The sequence below is a fragment of the Azospirillum sp. TSO35-2 genome (genome assembly GCF_003116095.1).
GTDB lineage: Bacteria > Pseudomonadota > Alphaproteobacteria > Azospirillales > Azospirillaceae > Azospirillum.
The window spans coordinates 1135449-1150948 of record NZ_LGRA01000018.1 but is presented as its reverse complement, the minus strand read 5'-3'; the positions used below and the strand labels follow the sequence as shown (position 1 = coordinate 1150948).

9 protein-coding genes, 1 tRNA gene and 2 pseudogenes are annotated in these 15500 nt (G+C 67.1%); 2 read left to right on the top strand and 10 right to left on the bottom strand.

Going from position 1 to position 15500, the window contains the following annotated elements; translation table 11 throughout:
- Positions 1 to 251: integrase core domain-containing protein (locus TSO352_RS34025; protein ID WP_247872161.1), on the top strand; the 251-nt coding region annotated here is incomplete at its 5' end.
- Between the two features lie 23 nt (positions 252 to 274).
- Here the strand turns inward: TSO352_RS34025 and TSO352_RS16115 are convergent.
- The 3 genes and pseudogenes from TSO352_RS16115 to TSO352_RS16105 form a co-directional block, all read right to left on the bottom strand.
- A protein-coding gene (locus tag TSO352_RS16115; RefSeq protein WP_109106248.1) for an IS3 family transposase occupies positions 275 to 1437 on the bottom strand; the annotation gives its coding sequence in 2 pieces (ribosomal slippage) (positions 275 to 1188 and positions 1188 to 1437; 1164 coding nt in all).
- A gap of 72 nt (positions 1438 to 1509) precedes the next feature.
- Positions 1510 to 2190: pseudogene (locus TSO352_RS16110) on the bottom strand (IS701 family transposase); the annotation flags it as partial.
- Positions 2191 to 2260: 70 nt separating this feature from the next.
- Positions 2261 to 3018, bottom strand: a pseudogene (locus TSO352_RS16105) (IS5-like element ISAzba5 family transposase).
- A gap of 355 nt (positions 3019 to 3373) precedes the next feature.
- Here TSO352_RS16105 and TSO352_RS16100 point away from each other — a divergent pair.
- On the top strand, positions 3374 to 3664 hold the full coding sequence (locus tag TSO352_RS16100; protein ID WP_109108272.1) for a hypothetical protein: 291 nt from the start codon (positions 3374 to 3376) through the stop codon (positions 3662 to 3664).
- A gap of 497 nt (positions 3665 to 4161) precedes the next feature.
- On the opposite strand, the gene TSO352_RS34020 is transcribed toward TSO352_RS16100, so the two are convergent.
- The 7 genes from TSO352_RS34020 to glgB form a co-directional block, all read right to left on the bottom strand.
- Positions 4162 to 4629, bottom strand: coding sequence for a hypothetical protein (locus TSO352_RS34020; protein ID WP_247872195.1), 468 nt, complete (start codon positions 4627 to 4629; stop codon positions 4162 to 4164).
- A complete protein-coding gene (locus tag TSO352_RS16095; protein WP_247872160.1) occupies positions 4524 to 6302 on the bottom strand; it encodes a DUF6538 domain-containing protein in 1779 nt (592 codons plus the stop codon). The genes TSO352_RS34020 and TSO352_RS16095 overlap by 106 nt, the downstream gene beginning before the upstream one ends.
- Positions 6303 to 6431: 129 nt before the next feature.
- Positions 6432 to 6505, bottom strand: a tRNA-Gln gene (locus TSO352_RS16090).
- Between the two features lie 161 nt (positions 6506 to 6666).
- Positions 6667 to 8871: a 4-alpha-glucanotransferase gene (gene malQ, locus TSO352_RS16085; RefSeq protein WP_109108271.1), complete on the bottom strand. Its 2205-nt coding sequence runs from the start codon at positions 8869 to 8871 to the stop codon at positions 6667 to 6669.
- Positions 8872 to 8977: 106 nt separating this feature from the next.
- Positions 8978 to 10051 carry a response regulator gene (locus TSO352_RS16080; RefSeq protein ID WP_109108270.1) on the bottom strand — a complete coding sequence of 358 codons (1074 nt, stop codon included), beginning with the start codon at positions 10049 to 10051 and terminating at the stop codon, positions 8978 to 8980.
- Positions 10052 to 10174: 123 nt separating this feature from the next.
- Complete coding sequence (gene glgX / locus TSO352_RS16075) at positions 10175 to 12313, bottom strand: glycogen debranching protein GlgX (protein WP_109108269.1); 2139 nt, start codon at positions 12311 to 12313, stop codon at positions 10175 to 10177.
- 706 nt (positions 12314 to 13019) lie between these two features.
- Positions 13020 to 15308, bottom strand: coding sequence for a 1,4-alpha-glucan branching protein GlgB (gene glgB / locus TSO352_RS16065; protein ID WP_247872159.1), 2289 nt, complete (start codon positions 15306 to 15308; stop codon positions 13020 to 13022).
- Between the last annotated feature and the right edge of the window lie 192 nt (positions 15309 to 15500).

Genomic DNA, 15500 nt, shown 5'->3' with positions numbered 1-15500 from the left:
GCGTCTACCTCCACGCCTTCGAAACGGGCAGCGAGGCCAGAGCCCGGATCGGCCACTGGATCGATTATTGCATCCACGAACGCCCACACTCGGCGCTCGGCGGCAGAACCCCGGCAGAGGCCTACGAGGGCACACACTGGACCGGATCAGATTGGCGGCGTGACACGAACCTGAACCAAGCTTATTCCAGCCGCCAAACTGTCCGGCAAACGGGGACCACCTCAAACCGACGGGAGCCGGATGCAGCATGACCTGAGACCGAAGTTTCCTCCGGTCATTGGCAGAGTCTCTGTGAGTTGTGATGCCCGAAGTGGGCAGTGATGGCAAGCTGGGCTGGGGCATGCCCCAACCCAGCTTGCGTTGCGGCCGCGGCGACCTCGGCGGGCGTGGCGCCGCCGAGACCGGAGTGCGGCCGGATGTGGTTGTAGTCTTCCCTCCAGATGGCCAGGACGGCCCGGGCGTGAGACAGCGACGCAAACAGCGTCTCGTTCAGGCATTCATCCCGCAGTCGCCCGTTGAAGCTCTCCACGAAGCCGTTCTGCATCGGCTTGCCGGGGGCGATGTAGTGCCACTCCACCCGGTGCTCCTGGCTCCAACGCAGGATGGCCATGCTGGTCAACTCGGTCCCGTTGTCGCTGACCACCAGCCGCGGCTTGCCGCGTCGGGCGATCAGGGTGTCGAGTTCACGGGCGACGCGGGCGCCAGACAGCGAGGTGTCGGCCACCAGCGCCAGGCACTCGCGCGTGAAGTCATCCACCACCGCCAGGATCCGGAAGCGCCGCCCGTCGCTGAAGCCGTCAGCGACGAAGTCCAGCGACCAGCGTTGGTTCGGCCCTTGCGGCAGCACCAGCGGCGCCCGCGTGCCCAGGGCGCGCTTGCGTCCACCGCGCCGACGCACCTGGAGTTTCTCCTCTCTGTAGAGCCGGCGCAGCTTCTTCTGGTTCATGGCATGGCCTTCGCGGGCCAGCAGCAGATGCAGCCGCCGATAACCGAAGCGCCGCCGTTGGCGCGACAACTCGCGTAGCCGCTCACGGACAGCAGCATCGTTCGGGCGCCGGGAGCGGTAGCGCACGGTCGAGCGATCCGCTCCCAGTACAAGGCACGCCCGCCGCTCGCTCACGCCGTGGCTGGCACGGGCATGGGCAACAGCATTCCGCATAGCCGCGGGCGTCACCATTTTTTTGCGGCGACGTCCTTCAGGATGGCGTTGTCCAGCATGGCCTCGGCCAGCAGCTTCTTCAGCCGCGTGTTCTCGTCCTCGAGCGCCTTAAGCCGCCGCGCCTCGGAAACCTCCAGCCCGCCGTACTTGGCCTTCCAGGTGTAGAAGGTCGCCTCGCTGATCCCATGCCGGCGGCACACGTCCGCCGTCTTCTGACCAGCCTCCTGCTCCTTCAGGATGCCAATGATCTGCTCCTCGCTGAATCGGCTGCGTCTCATCCGTCCGTCTCCTCTCGATGACGGACTCTACCTTTCCCCGGAGGAATTTTCCGGTCTCAGGTCACTGCCGGTCACGCCGAGCACGTAGCCTTTGCCGGCACGGCGCAACACCATCTCCAGTTCACCGACGCCATAGACGCTGTCGGCTGCCACCCAAGCGAAAGGCACCTCCGCGTCAATCGCCCGGCGCACCATCGCGGCGGCTATGGCCGGCTTGGTGGCGAAGCGCACGTCCTCGGGCACGTAGGTCTTGGCGAGGCGGTCTGGGTTGCCCGTCCAGTCCTTGGGCAGGTAGAGCCGCCGGTCGATGAAGGCGTGGCCCTTGGATGAGGTGTAGACGGCGAAGACGCCGATCTGGCAGTTGGTGATCTTTCCCGCCGAGCCGGTGTACTGGCGCCCGACGCCGCAGGAGGCTCTACCCTGCTTGAGGAAGCCGGTTTCGTCGATGACGAGCGTGGCATCGGGCTCTGCCAAGGCATCGAGCGCGTAGTCGCGGACCACGTCGCGCAGCGCGTCGGCATCCCAGGAGGTACGGCCGAGTACCGCCTGTTGACGCCAGGGTCCCCGATCACCTGCGGCTTCGGCTCGCATCCACCCGGTCTTGCGCCGCTCCGGCCCAAGCAGTCCGTCCAGGAACGCGCCGGCTGATGCCGCCGTACCTGACTGCAAGAACAGCGGCCGGAGCCGGGCCTTGGCTCCACGCAACTCGTCTGACCATAGCCCCAGCAGGTCCTCGACCGCGACACCGGACATGGCGACCTCCCAAAGCCTGTTCAACAGACGGGGGGTCGTTCCATCGCAACTGTAATGCTAGGGTCCAGACTCATAACCAGTAGGCGACGGTTGCGGCGATGTGGACGGCCGCCATGAAGTTGGTAGCGGAGCGGTCATAGCGGGTGGCGATGCGCCGGAAGTCCTTGAGGCGTCCGAACATACGCTCGATGACGTTGCGGTTCCGTTAGAGGTAGGGTGAGAAGCAGTTTTTCCAGCGCTTGTTGGCGCGTGGCGGGATGTTGGGCGCGGCCCCGGCCTCTTCGATCTTCCGGCGAACAGCGGCGCTGTCGTATCCCTTGTCGCCGTGCAGGAGGTCGGTGGCAGGCATCCGGTCGAGCAGACGGTCGGCGGCGGTGCAGTCGGCAACCTGACCGCCGGTCAGCAGGAAGGCGAGCGGCCGCCCACGCGGATCGCTCAAGGCATGGATTTTGGTGGTTCGTCCGCCACGGGACCGTCCGATGGCCTGGGCGCGCTCCCCCCTTTGCCGCCGCTTGCCGATCGATGGGCGCGCACGGCCGTGGAGTCGATCATTACCTGGGCCGGTGGGCCACCCGCCGCGGCCAAGGCATGGAAGATGTCCTCCCACACGCCCTTCGCCGCCCAGCGGACGAAGCGGTTGTAGAGCGTCTTGCGCGGACCGTAGACCGGTGGAGCATCCGCCCAGCGCCCGCCCGACTTCAGCACATGGACGATTCCGCTGATCACACGGTGATCGTCCACGCGCGGCTTGCCTCGGGTGTCGCGAGGAAGGTGCGGCTCAAGCCGCCCAAATTGCTCCACAGTCAACCAGAACTGACCGTCGCTCATCGCAAAGCCCCTTTCCAGGGCGTTGAATCACAACGGCTCCCTGACGAAAAGGCTCTTTATGGGTCCGGACCCTAGGAGTGGCCACCAGCGGCACCATCGACAGCGTGATCTATGGGACGCGTGTCATTCTTTGGGAGGCCATCTGGGCAATCGCGTCACGGACTCGAAGGTGTAATGCGATGTCACTGGATGACGCCGACCGGATGCTCAAATTGGCTGAAACCTGGAAGCCCACTGCTCACCAGAGAATGGTAATCTTGGCAGCGCTTGATCATAGAGGACTTCGGCGAAGTACATAAATTTTGGAGTGGATGTTGCAATGCAAAATAAATTCCTACACACAAGGGAAATGGCGATGTTTGACTGGCAGCCCATTGAAACGGCTCCACGCGACGGATCGAGAATTATCGTCGCCATGTCGGACGATTTCATGCAGCATCAGCCTTGGAATTCTCCGGGTGATGAGTACTGTATTTTTGTTCGTTGGGTCAGTCAGGTGGGTTACTGGGTAGACGATTACAAAATATTCGTGACCGACGATGAAATCACTCATTGGGCTCCGGCGCCGGTGCCGCCGCAAGCGACAGCCCACCAACGCATGCGTGACGCTGCTGCGATCGCAAAGCATCGTGCCGACAATGTTTGATTGTAATCGGTTTGAATGGAAGAGCCATAGATGTTGGTGGTCGATGAAAACCGACTCAAACCCGCCGCCGTCCCTCTTCGGCTGACGGAGAATCATGATCCCGTTGAGACTGAGCTGGTCAGCCAATCGAGTGGTTGAGATCAAAATGCCAAAGTTCCAGCGCTCGACGGAGATCGGCTATCATCAGAAACACGTTGTAATCTTGGGCAGTGATATCGCCATTGGCGCTGTGGACGAGCAGGGCTTTGATTGACGTTTCGTTGACGCCTCGGCACAACAGCTGAGTATTCGCGCTCCTGGCGCTCTGCAGTCTTGAACGGTCGTACGCTTTGGATCAGCAGCGGCCCGTAACCATGTCGCAAAACAGGGGCGACGCGGGCCGCTGTAGGCTCCATTTCTCGCCAGTTGCAGCCGCGCCATATCACCTTCGGTGATTGAGCGCTCCAGGGTGGTTCCCTATCCCGGACCGAACAGGGAGCGCCCGCGCGGGTTGTCCATCAACCTTGCAGATGGCTGAGGTCGAACTGCCAGAGTTCCAGTGCCTGCTGCAGATCGGCAAGGCTCAGCCCCGCGTTGTAGTCGTCCGTCGTGATGTCACCGGCCACGCTGTGGCCGAGCAGCGCCTTGATCATCGTCTCGTTGCATCTCCTGCAAAGAAGGTGCGTGTTCACGGTCGTCCGGAAGCTATGGAAATCCTGGCCGGGCTGGTAGATCCCGATCGCCCGGCGGTACTCCGTCCACCACAGGCTGTACGCGTGGCCGTACGTACCGAACCCGCCGCCGCGCTTCAACTCGGGGAACAGCAGGGGCGCGCCCTCGGCTCGGCGTTCCTCCGCATGCTTCAGCAAGCCGATACGGACTAACGACGAGTGGACGGGAATCGTGCGGGCGCTCGCCGCGGTCTTGAGGGTCCGCCCTGCACCCTTGCGGATGCGGAAGACGGCAATACCGCCCTCCTCGCCCACATCGTCCGGCTGCAACTGGAGGATCTCTTCCAGCCGCATGCCTGGTGCGCGCCGATGAGCGGCCCCCAGAACCGGGCATCGCGCGGTGGCGGGCTGCTGGAAGGCGTGGCGCGCAGGCGATCGTCGACGCAGCCGGCCCACGCCGGTGAGCGGAACAGGTGTTCCAACTCGCTCACCTCGTACGCGAGCCGCTTCCGGCGGTGCTCCTTGACCAGCGCCTTGTCGTAGTACTCGCTAGCGAAGACAGATTCGCCTTCCTTTCGGTCCAGATACTTCATGCCGGCCGCGAAGACCACGTTCAAAAAATTGATGTGTTTGTTAATCGTCGTCAACGAGTAACGTGCCACGTGCCAGCTGCCGTCGTCTTCGTCATGATAGATGCCATGGGCAGTTGACGGGTCCACCTGATCGTCGTTCAGAGCCTGCTCGAGCGCGTCCGCCTCGGCAACCGTATCCCTGATCGTCAATTTGGCGAATCGTCCCTTGCCGGCGAGTTTCGGCATATCGAGAAGTAGCGCCTTGTAGTCGCTTGCGTCCGCGCTGGTCACCTGGTCAATGGGCACGTCGCCCCGGTACTCCGTAAACATTCGGATGCTGGTGGTCGCATCGGCGATGGACTTGTCGTTCCAGCCCTTGTTCTGCTTGAGCTTGATGCACTTCTGCAGCATCTCCGTAATCGTCGGCACCGCCTTGCGGAGTGCGGGCGCAGAAGGGGCCGCGACGGGTGTCGTGGCGGGCGACGAAGCCACAGCGGTCTGAAGTGCCGCCTGGCGAGCCTTGGGTGAGCCCGGCGGGGCCAGCACGATCTCCGGCGGTGCGCGTTCACTCGAGGCTGCCTGACCATGCACGGCGCTGAGCACCGACAGGGCTTGGCGTTCCAGGACGCCGCGGCTGCTCGGGTCAACGGCGATGCCCTCCGTCTCCAACCGCTCAACAGCGCGCTGGACATAGGCCTGCGCCATAGGGCGGTCGTTGCGGCGCGCGGCGTCCAGGTACGCTCCCTGCACGCCTTGGGCAATGGTGGCGCGGATCGTCGAGGCGGCGCGCGCCGTCGTCAGTTGCGCCGGCGGTGGAGGGTTCTCCGCGACGAAGTCGCGAATGGCGCGGTCCAAATCCGGCGGCAGCCAGGGGCCCCGGTGGACAGGCCCACCTTCGGCGAGCCCGTCCACCATGGTGGTGGTCTGGTCGTCGCCGCCTCGGGTTGGAGCGCCAACGGATGGACCTGCCGCAATCCCATCGGCCCGGCCCTTGTCCGGATCCTTCAGTTCGGCGTCATCCATGCCGGTTATCGGTCCTTGCTTGGCCAGCCAGTGCAGCAAGGACTGGGCGAGGTCCTCCGGCACCACGATGCGGCGCGCCGCCGTGGGACGCGGGACGAACCTCAGGTCCGGCGGCTGCTGGGCGCGTTCGGCTTGGTCGGCGGCCAGGGCGTCGTCGCGCACCCGGGTGAGGATGGAGGTCAGCGTGGCGGGGTCCAGCGGTGCCTGATGCATGCGCAACTCCTCCAGCGCGAGGTCGAGCAGCAGGGCGATGCGCCGAGCTCCTCGGAGGACGCCCGTACCGAGCGACACGCTCAGTCTCCCGCGCGGGGCGGTCAGCTGCAAGTCGGACGGCACGCGGCGGCGCCAGTGCCAGATCTGGTGGCGGAGGACGAGGTGCGCGGTCTGGCCCATGCTCGATGCTCGGACGGGTCCGGGCGGCGCTTGGGCAGCAGCTTTGGGCAGCAGCCATGGGCACCACCTGCGGATCGTTGCAGGGGCGGCGGAGCCAAGTGCTTGATTCTAAAGGGAGGTCGTGAGAGTTGGTTGGGGGACTAGGATTCGAACCTAGGCTGGCGGAGTCAGAGTCCGCTGTCCTACCGCTAGACGATCCCCCAGACCGTCACCGGGGCGGCTCGTTCGCCGTGCCCCGTGGTGTGGGCGGGTTTATAGCGATGACGTGACGGGCTGTGAAGAGCTTTTTTTGCTGTGGATGCATTTTTCTTCGGCGGGGCTCCGCCGGCTGGGGTTTCCCTCGGCCGGCGGAATGGGTGGTCGGTCAGTGGGTGGTGGCTTTGGCCAGAGGGGCGACGATCTGGCGGAGATCGTCGTCGGATTCCAACTCGTCCAGGCGGCGGTGGAGCCGGCGGCGCCAATTCGGGTGCTGGTCGACGGTGCCGGGCAGGTTCGGCTGCTCGTCGTCGCACAGCGCGTCCTCGATCTGCGCCATGACGATGCAGGCCGGACTGCGCGCCAGATAGGCGTGGACGGCGGCCGACAGCTCGGTGCGGAAGGGCTGGTCTCCCTCGTCGCTGGGGTAGCTGGCCGGGCGCAGACCTTCGCGGGACAACGCCTGCAACAGGCGCCAGCGGTCGACACCGCGGTCCCAGCGGTCCTTGTCGCGCATCGCGTCGTCAGGGTAAAGGCCCAGCCGCTGCCGCCAGTCGAGGTCGCGGCCGGTCCAGAAGCCCTTGAACGGCGCCAGATCATGGGTGCTGACCGTCGCCATCGACCCGGCGGGGTACTCGCCCGGCGGCTTGAAGCCACCGTCGGGCGTGCGTTCGAAATAGAGCACGCGGTAGCTGAGGATGCCGGCGCGCTCCAGCGCCGGGCGGAACCCCTCGGGCACGGTGCCCAGATCCTCGCCGATCACGACGCAGCGGTTGCGCCGGCTTTCCAACGCCACGATGCGCAGCAGGTCCTCGAACGGATAGGCGACGTAGGCGCCGTCGCTGCCGTCCTCCGGGATCCAGAACAGGTGCTGCAAGGCCATGACATGGTCGATGCGCAGGGCGCCGGCGTGGCGCATGTTGGCGCGCAGCAGCTCGATGAAGGGGCGGTAGGCGGCCTCGCGCAGCCCCACCGGCGACAGCGGCGACAGACCCCAGTTCTGGCCCTTCAGGTTGAACTGGTCAGGCGGCGCGCCGACGTTGGCGCCCTGCACCAGGATCGCGGAGTCGGCCCAGGCCGCCCCGCCGCCGGGATGGGCGGCGACGGCAAGGTCGCGGTAGAACCCCATGGTCAGGCCAGCGGCCCGGCCGCGCGCCGCGGCCTCGCCCAGCTGACGGTCGGCTTCGAACTGCGCCCAGGCGAAAAAGTCGACCCGCCCGGCATGCTCGGCGGCGAATGCGGCGACCTCGGCGCTGTCCGGGTCCTGGAAGGCGGCCGGCCAGGTCCGCCACATCCATTGCGACGGGTCGCGGCGGAAGAAATGCTCGTGCAGGGCGTCGAACCGGGCGTGACGGTCCAGCGCCGGGCCGATGGCCTGCCGGAACGTCGCGTAGGCCACCTTGCGCGGGTGGTCGGCCGGCAGGTCGCGGAAGCGGGCGTGCAGCGCCTCCAACACCGGCAGCTTCAGCGCCGCCACAGCCGGGTAATCGACCAGCTCGGCATCGCGCGCGGCGGCCAGCGCCTCCTGGAAGGCCGGATCGGCGAGGCGCGAGCGGAGGTCGGCAGCGTCGGCCAGCTCAGGCACTGCGGTCGGGTCGATGTAGAGGATGTTGAGGAAATGACGGCTGGACGGCGAATAGGGGCCGATGTGGTGGGGATCGGCCGGGAACAGCGCGTGCAGCGGGTTCAGCCCGACCAGCCCGGCACCGAGCCGCCCGGCGACCTCCGCGAAGCCGGCCAGGTCGCCGAAGTCACCCATCCCCCAGTCGCGGTCGGAGCGCAGCGAATAGACCTGCAGGCCAATGCCCCAGACCCGCCCGGTGGGCACCATCTCCTCCACCGTCACGCAGCGCTCGGGCGTGACGATCAGGGTGGTGGTGCCGGTCGGGCCGTCCACCCCCCCGGGCGCCCCTTCGGCGGCCTCCACGCGCACCTCCAGCCGGTGGTAGCCGGTCGGCAGCGACACCGGCAGCCGCCCACCGAGCGCCCGGCGTTCATAATGGCGACCATCGACGTTGGCGTGGTCGACCAGCGGCAGGTCGCGCACCGTGGCGCGGTCCCGCTGCGGCGCGCCGTCCTCAGGCGTCAGTTCCCAGGCCAGGGTGGCGTCGTCGAGACCGGCCGGCAGGGCGACCGGCAAGGTGATGCCCTGCCCTTCCACGGTGACCAGGACCGGCGGCAACGGGCGGCTCCAGGCCCGCCGCTCGACCGTTCGCAGGCTGGCGGCGACATCGTCGTCCGTGGCGGCGCTCAGCCCCATCGCCGCGATCAGCGCCCGTTTGGTGGCGACGGAGGTCTCGCGCCGGTGTCCCCAGATGTCGTGGTAGACGGGTTCGAGTCCAAGCAGATCGGCCAGCCGGTCGAGATCACTCATGCAGGGTCCCCGCGGGTTGTGCAAAACGTCGTGGTGGAGGCATAGGGATTGGCGCGATGGCGGACGACGTCAATGCCGCCCGGCGGCCTATGCCATCGGCGCGGCATCAGCCGCCCGGACGCGCAGACGCCGACACCAGGGCATCCGGTGCGCCGGCGGCCGGCGGCGGCATCGCCGCGGCGGGATCGGCCGGCGCGGCTGCGGCGGCTGCGGCGGCCTTGGCCTGGGCCATCTGCTCCAGCCGGGCGCGATAGCCGGTGACCGCGGTCGAAACCTCGCGGGTCATCGCCTCCAGCGGGCGGTCGGGGTCGACGGCCTGCATCAGCGCGCGCGACAGCGTCTGCAACTGGGCGAGATCGTCGGCACCGGCCGGGCCGGCCTGCACCCGGCTGAGGATCGTCTCGACCAGCGTCTTGACGGCGCGGGCGACCGCCTCGACCGGGGCGTGGTCGCCATCGCCGTCGAGCCGGCGCAGCAGATCGTCGAGAAAGCCGCCGATGCGGCCGACATGGTCGACCGCCATCCGGTCCGGCGTGGCCCGCGCCAACCCGACCATGGCGAATTCGGCCAGGAAGGCGACCTGGATGCTGGCGCGCAGCCGTTTCTGCGTGGCGACGGTGGCGATCGCCTCGTTCAGCAGCATCCGCACGCCGGACTGGGTCCACTGTCCGGTCGCCTTCAGGCGCAGCGTGTTGGGCGCGTCCAGCACCGGCACCTGCGCGCCGTCCCGCGGCGATTTGCGGCGGTCGGGGCCGGTGTAGTCGGCGGTGACGACGAAGCCCTTGCGCGATTCGATCAGGCTGACGATGCGGTCGCGCACCTGCTTGGGCGACACCGGCTTCATCAGCAGGTCGTCGCCGCCGACGTTGGTGGCGCGGGTCAGCAGCGCCGGCGTCGGGGCCCAGGTGGTGGCGATCACGCAGGTGAACGGGTTGGGCACGGTCGGTTCGTTGCGCAGCGTGCGGATGAAGCGGAAGGCCTCGCCATCCTCGGCGTCGGCGTCAACCAGGATCAGGTCCGGCATCGCGGCGGTCAGCAGCCCGGCGGCGGCCTTGACCGAATCGAACAGCTCCACCCGGCGGAAGCCCATGCGGATCAGCACGTCGCGGAACACACGCGCGGTGTTGAGCTGGTTGTCGATGATCGCGGCGTCGACCTGCGAGAAATCGTAATCCGGCATGGTTCCGTCCCGAAGCTCCGCTGCGACCATGAGGGTAGCACGCCTTGTCGCCGCTCGTCTCGGTAGCATCTCTCCAGCCGGCTGGACAGTGGGCAAAGGAACGCAGGGAACCGGGCCCCGGCGTCACAGCCCCGGCTGTTCGACCAGCGTGAAGACCAGCACGGTGCGCCCGTCGACCAGCAGCGCCCGGCCGGCCAGATGCATGCGCTCGTCCCCCGCCCCGTCGGCGACGCGGGTGTCGAGCACGCAGCGCCAGCCGCGACCGCCCGGCACATCGGGCAGGGTCACGCCCAGCGTGTCGGCGTGGGCGTTCAGCACAATCAGCAGCACGCCGTCCGACAGCGGCTGGCCGTCGGGGCCGACATGGTTGCCGGCGCGGCCGTTCAGCAGCAGGACGATGCAGCGGGCCTGGGTGTTGCGCCAATGCTCGGCGGTCTTCTCCAGCCCTTGCGCGTTGTACCAGACGATGTCCTTCAGCCCGTTGGCCGCCACCTCCCGTCCGTGCAGGAAGGTCGGGCGGCGCAGCACCGGATGCGCCCGCCGCAGCGCGATCAGCCGGCGGACGAAGGGCACCAGCGCCCCGTCGCGCTTCGACCAGTCGAGCCAGGTGATGTCGTTGTCCTGGCAATAGGCGTTGTTGTTGCCCTTCTGGCTGTGGTCCAGCTCGTCGCCGGCGAGCATCATCGGGGTGCCTTGCGACAGCATCAGCGTCGCCAGCAGGTTGCGCTTCTGCCGCGCCCGCAGTTCGTTGACGCCGACGTCGGCGGTCTCCCCCTCCACCCCGTGGTTCCACGAGCAGTTGGCGGAATGGCCGTCGCGGTTGTCCTCGCCGTTGGCCCAATTGTGCTTGTCGTTGAAGGTGACGAGGTCGTGCAGGGTGAAGCCGTCATGGGCGGTGATGAAGTTCACGCTGGCCCAGGGGCGGCGCCCGCGCTTCTCGAACAGGTCGGCGGAGCCGGCGATGCGGCCGGCCAGTTCCGGCAGCATGCCGTCGTCGCCGCGCCAGTAGCGGCGCACCGTGTCGCGGTAGCGGTCGTTCCACTCCGCCCAGCCCGGCGGGAAATTGCCGACCTGATAGCCGCCGGGGCCGATGTCCCACGGCTCGGCGATCAGCTTGACGTCGGCCAGCACCGGGTCCTGCCGCACCGCGTCGAGGAAGCCCGAGCCGGGGTCGTAGCCGTAGGGCTCGCGCGCCAGCACAGTGGCGAGGTCGAAGCGGAAACCGTCGACATGCATCTCCGTCACCCAGTAGCGCAAGGAATCCATCACCATCTGCACCACCCGCGGGTGGCTGAGGTTCAGGGTGTTGCCGGTGCCGGTGTCGTTGATGTAGTGGCGCGGGCTGTCGGGCATCAGCCGGTAGTAGCTGAGGTTGTCGATGCCCTTGAAGGACAGGGTCGGCCCCAGATGGTTGCCTTCGGCGGTGTGGTTGTAGACGACGTCGAGGATGACCTCGATCCCCGCCTCGTGCAGGCGGGCGACCATCGTCTTGAACTCCGACAGGACGCCGGTGGTCATGTAGCGCGGCTCCGGCGCGAAGAAGCCGATGGTGTTGTAGCCCCAGTAGTTGGTCATCCCGCGGGTGACCAGATGCTGTTCGTCGGCCACCGCCTGGACCGGCAGGAACTCCACCGAGGTGATGCCGAGCGCCCGCAGATACTCGATGACGCTCTGCGTCGACAGGCCGGCGAAGGTGCCGCGCAGGTGGGCCGGCACGTCCGGATGGCGCATGGTGAAGCCGCGGACATGCGTCTCGTAGACGACGGTGTCGGTCCAGGGGATGGTGCGGTGCCGGTCATGCCCCCAGGTGAAGGCGCCGTCCACCACCCGGCATTTCGGCATGCCGCGGGCGTTGTCGCGCCGGTCGAAGGACAGATCCTCGCGCGTCGAGCCGACCCGGTAGCCGTAATGGGCGTCCGACCATTTGAAGCCGCCGAACAGCGCCCGGGCGTAGGGATCGAGCAGCAGCTTGTTGGGGTTGAAGCGGTGCCCCTCCTCCGGCTCGTAGGGGCCATGGACGCGGTAGCCGTAGAGCTGGCCGGGCCGGGCATCGGGCAGGTAGCCGTGCCACACCTCGTCGGTGTGTTCGGGCAGGGTGATCCGCTCCACCTCGCGCTGGCCGGTCTTGTCGAACAGGCAGAGTTCCACCCACTCGGCGTTGGCGGAAAACAGCGCGAAATTGACGCCGAACCCGTCCCAGGTGGCACCCAGCGGATGGGGCTTGCCGGGCCAGACCGGGGTACGGACGGGGGTGGGGGGCATCAGGGGATGGCCTGTCTGTTTAAAAGCGGCTGCGAACGAACCCTCGCCCCCCCGCTCACGCGCAAACGAAATTTGCGCCGATGCGACCGGCGAACCTCGGGTCCCCCGAAAGCGGGAAGGGGGTTGAGCGAGAGAATTGCACAGCGGAGACTGACGAGAATGCGGCAACGATGCCTGCCGCCGGCCAGGAAACGGCCGCCGCGCATCCCCCTCACCGGCCCTCCGGGCCACCCTCTCCCCAGGGGGGAGAGGGCTATTGCTTCGCCGATGCTCCCGTGGCGAATGGAACGTTTGAAACCGGACGGAACAGAATCCGAGATCCGTTCCATTGTTCCATCCGATTGCGCGGCAGGACGGCGGTGCCGCATCTTGTGATCGGACATCAGGACGCAGCGCCTGGACATGCGAAAGCCTCCGCGACCGGAAACAGGTTTTTCCTTCCTATCACGGGCTTGTAACGTCGGTAAGCGCAGGTTGGAAATCCCGGCAGAAACGCGGCGTGCAGAACCCCCCGGCGGCGCAGCGCCTCGCGGTTCCCCCGCAAGGTCCGCACCACCTCGGCGGCGGAGGGAAGGCGTCTCTTATCGATCATCAGCCAAGGCCCGGTTGCCCGGATCTCCAAAAAGGCACAACGGATCCAATAAGAAAGCCTCCCTCCACCGCCGTCAAGGGAGGTTGGGGCAGAGTGCGCCGCCGGCGCCGGCCGCTATTGGTCGCCCCGCCGCTCCAGAATCAGCGTGCCCAGCGGCGGGATGGTCAGGTCCAGCGAGTGGGTACGGCCGTGCCACGGGGTGGCCTCGGCGTAGATGCCGCCGTCGTTGCCGACGCCGCTGCCGCCATACTTGCGGTCGTCGGTGTTGATCCGCTCGACGTAGCGGCCGGGCAGCGGCACGCCGACGCGGTAGCCCTGGCGCGGGACCGGCGTGAAGTTGCAGACAGCGATGACGATGTGCTCGGGGTCGTCGGCCTTGCGCAGGAAGGTGAAGACCGAGTTCTCGTTGTCGTTCGACTCGATCCACTCGAAACCGGACGGGTCGCAGTCGGTCTTGTGCAGCGGCTCCAGCTCGCGGTAGAGGCCGTTCAGGTCACGCATCAGGTCGCGCATCCCCTTGTGCATCGGCTGGTCCAGCAGGTGCCAGTCCAGGCTCTGGGCGTAGTTCCACTCGCGCCACTGGGCGAACTCGCAACCCATGAACAGCAGCTTCTTGCCGGGATGGGCGAACATGAAGCCGTAATAGGCCCGCAGGTTGGCGAACTTCTGCCAGTCGTCGCCCGGCATCTTGTTGATCAGCGAGCCCTTGCCGTGCACCACCTCGTCATGGCTCAAGGGCAGGACGAAGTTCTCCGAGAACTGGTAGATCAGCCCGAAGGTCATCTGGTGGTGATGGTAGCGGCGGTGGATCGGATCGTTCTGCATGTAGTGCAGCGTGTCGTGCATCCACCCCATGTTCCACTTGTAGCCGAAGCCGAGGCCGCCCAGGTAGGTCGGCTTCGACACCATCGGCCAGGAGGTCGATTCCTCCGCCACCGTCATCGCGCCGGGCTGCTGGCCATAGACCAGCTCGTTCATCCGCTTGAGGAAGGCGATCGATTCCAGGTTCTCGCGGCCGCCGAACTTGTTGGGGATCCACTCCCCCTCCTTGCGGCTGTAGTCGAGGTACAGCATGGAGGCGACGGCGTCGACGCGCAGGCCGTCCAGCTTGTAATGGTCCAGCCAGAACAGCGCGTTGCCCAGCAGGAAGTTCTGCACCTCGGTACGGCCAAAATTGTAGATCAGGGTGTTCCAGTCCTGGTGGAAGCCCTGGCGCGGGTCGGCGTGCTCGTAGAGATGCGTGCCGTCGAAATCGCCCAGCCCGTGCGGGTCGGTCGGGAAATGGCCGGGCACCCAGTCGAGCAGGACGCCCAGCCCGGCGCGGTGGCAGGCGTTGACGAAATCCTTGAAGTCTTCCGGCGAGCCGTGGCGGGAGGTCGGCGCGTACAGGCCGATGGGCTGGTAGCCCCAGGAGCCGTCGAACGGATGCTCGGTGATCGGCAGCAGCTCGATGTGGGTGAAGCCCATCTCCTTGACGTAGGGGATCAGCCGCTCCGCCAGCTCCTGATAGGTCAGGAAGCGGTTGTCCTCCTCCGGGATGCGCGCCCAGGAGCCGAGATGCACCTCGTAGATCGACACCGGGGCGTTGCGGTCGGAACTGGCCAGCTTGCGGCTCTGCCACTCCTGGTCGCGCCACTCGTAGGAGGGCAGGCCATGGACGACCGAGGCGGTGGCCGGCCGCATCTCCGCCTGGAAGGCGTAGGGGTCGGCCTTGGCCGGCACCAGATTGCCGTTGGGCCCCCGGATCTCGAACTTGTAGCGCTGGCCGGCGGTGGCGTGGGGAACGAAGATCTCCCACACGCCAACCTCGACGCGCCGGCGCATCGGCAGGCGGCGGCCGTCCCAGTTGTTGAAGTCGCCGACCACGCTGACGTTCCGGGCGCTCGGCGCCCAGACGGCGAAGGACACCCCGGCGACGCCGTCGACCTCGCGCGGGTGGGCGCCCAGCTTCTCGTAGGCGCGCAGGTGGGTGCCCTCGCCCAGCAGGTGGACGTCCAGCTCGCCCAGCATGTTGCCGAAACGGTAGGCGTCCTCGAACTCCTCAGTCGCCAGCGGGTACTGGACGCGCAGGCGGTAGCGGAACCGCTCGGTCCGGTCGGCCAGCGTCGCCCGGAAGAAGCCGTCCGGCTGGATCAGCTCCGCCTCGCCCGCCGGCTCGCCGGTGGCGCTGTCGATCACCCACAGCCGTTCGGCGCCGGGGACGAAGGCGCGGACCTCCACCGGCCGGCCGGGCGCCTCCTGCTGCATGCCCAGCACGGCGAAGGGGTCGCCATGCTGGGCCCGCGCGATGGCGTCGGCCGCCGCGTGCAGGGTCGCTGCCCACGGGTCATCGGGCCGACGATCGTCGGAACGGCTTTCGGAGACGCCGGTCTGCGCCTGGTCCTTGCGGGTGTCCGTCGTCATGTCGCTCGCCATCTGCCAACTGCCCTTCTTGTGGAGGCCCTATCGTCTCATGGACGGTCCTGCAAACCGGACCATTCATCGACACCGTCATCCCCGCGCAGGCGGGGATGCAGGCTTTCCCACAGCGTACCCCATGGGACCTCTGGATTCCCGCCTTCGCGGGAATGACAGGTCGAAAAGGATCGGGGCTGC

What these genes read in the sequence shown, in the direction of transcription:
- TSO352_RS16100 (WP_109108272.1), top strand. Translation starts at nt 3,374, where the DNA reads ATGTTTGACTGGCAGCCCATTGAAACGGCTCCACGCGACGGATCGAGA.
- malQ (WP_109108271.1), bottom strand. Translation starts at nt 8,871, where the DNA reads ATGAGTGATCTCGACCGGCTGGCCGATCTGCTTGGACTCGAACCCGTC.
- TSO352_RS16095 (WP_247872160.1), bottom strand. Translation starts at nt 6,302, where the DNA reads ATGGGCCAGACCGCGCACCTCGTCCTCCGCCACCAGATCTGGCACTGG.
- glgX (WP_109108269.1), bottom strand. Translation starts at nt 12,313, where the DNA reads ATGCCCCCCACCCCCGTCCGTACCCCGGTCTGGCCCGGCAAGCCCCAT.
- TSO352_RS16080 (WP_109108270.1), bottom strand. Translation starts at nt 10,051, where the DNA reads ATGCCGGATTACGATTTCTCGCAGGTCGACGCCGCGATCATCGACAAC.
- glgB (WP_247872159.1), bottom strand. Translation starts at nt 15,308, where the DNA reads ATGACGACGGACACCCGCAAGGACCAGGCGCAGACCGGCGTCTCCGAA.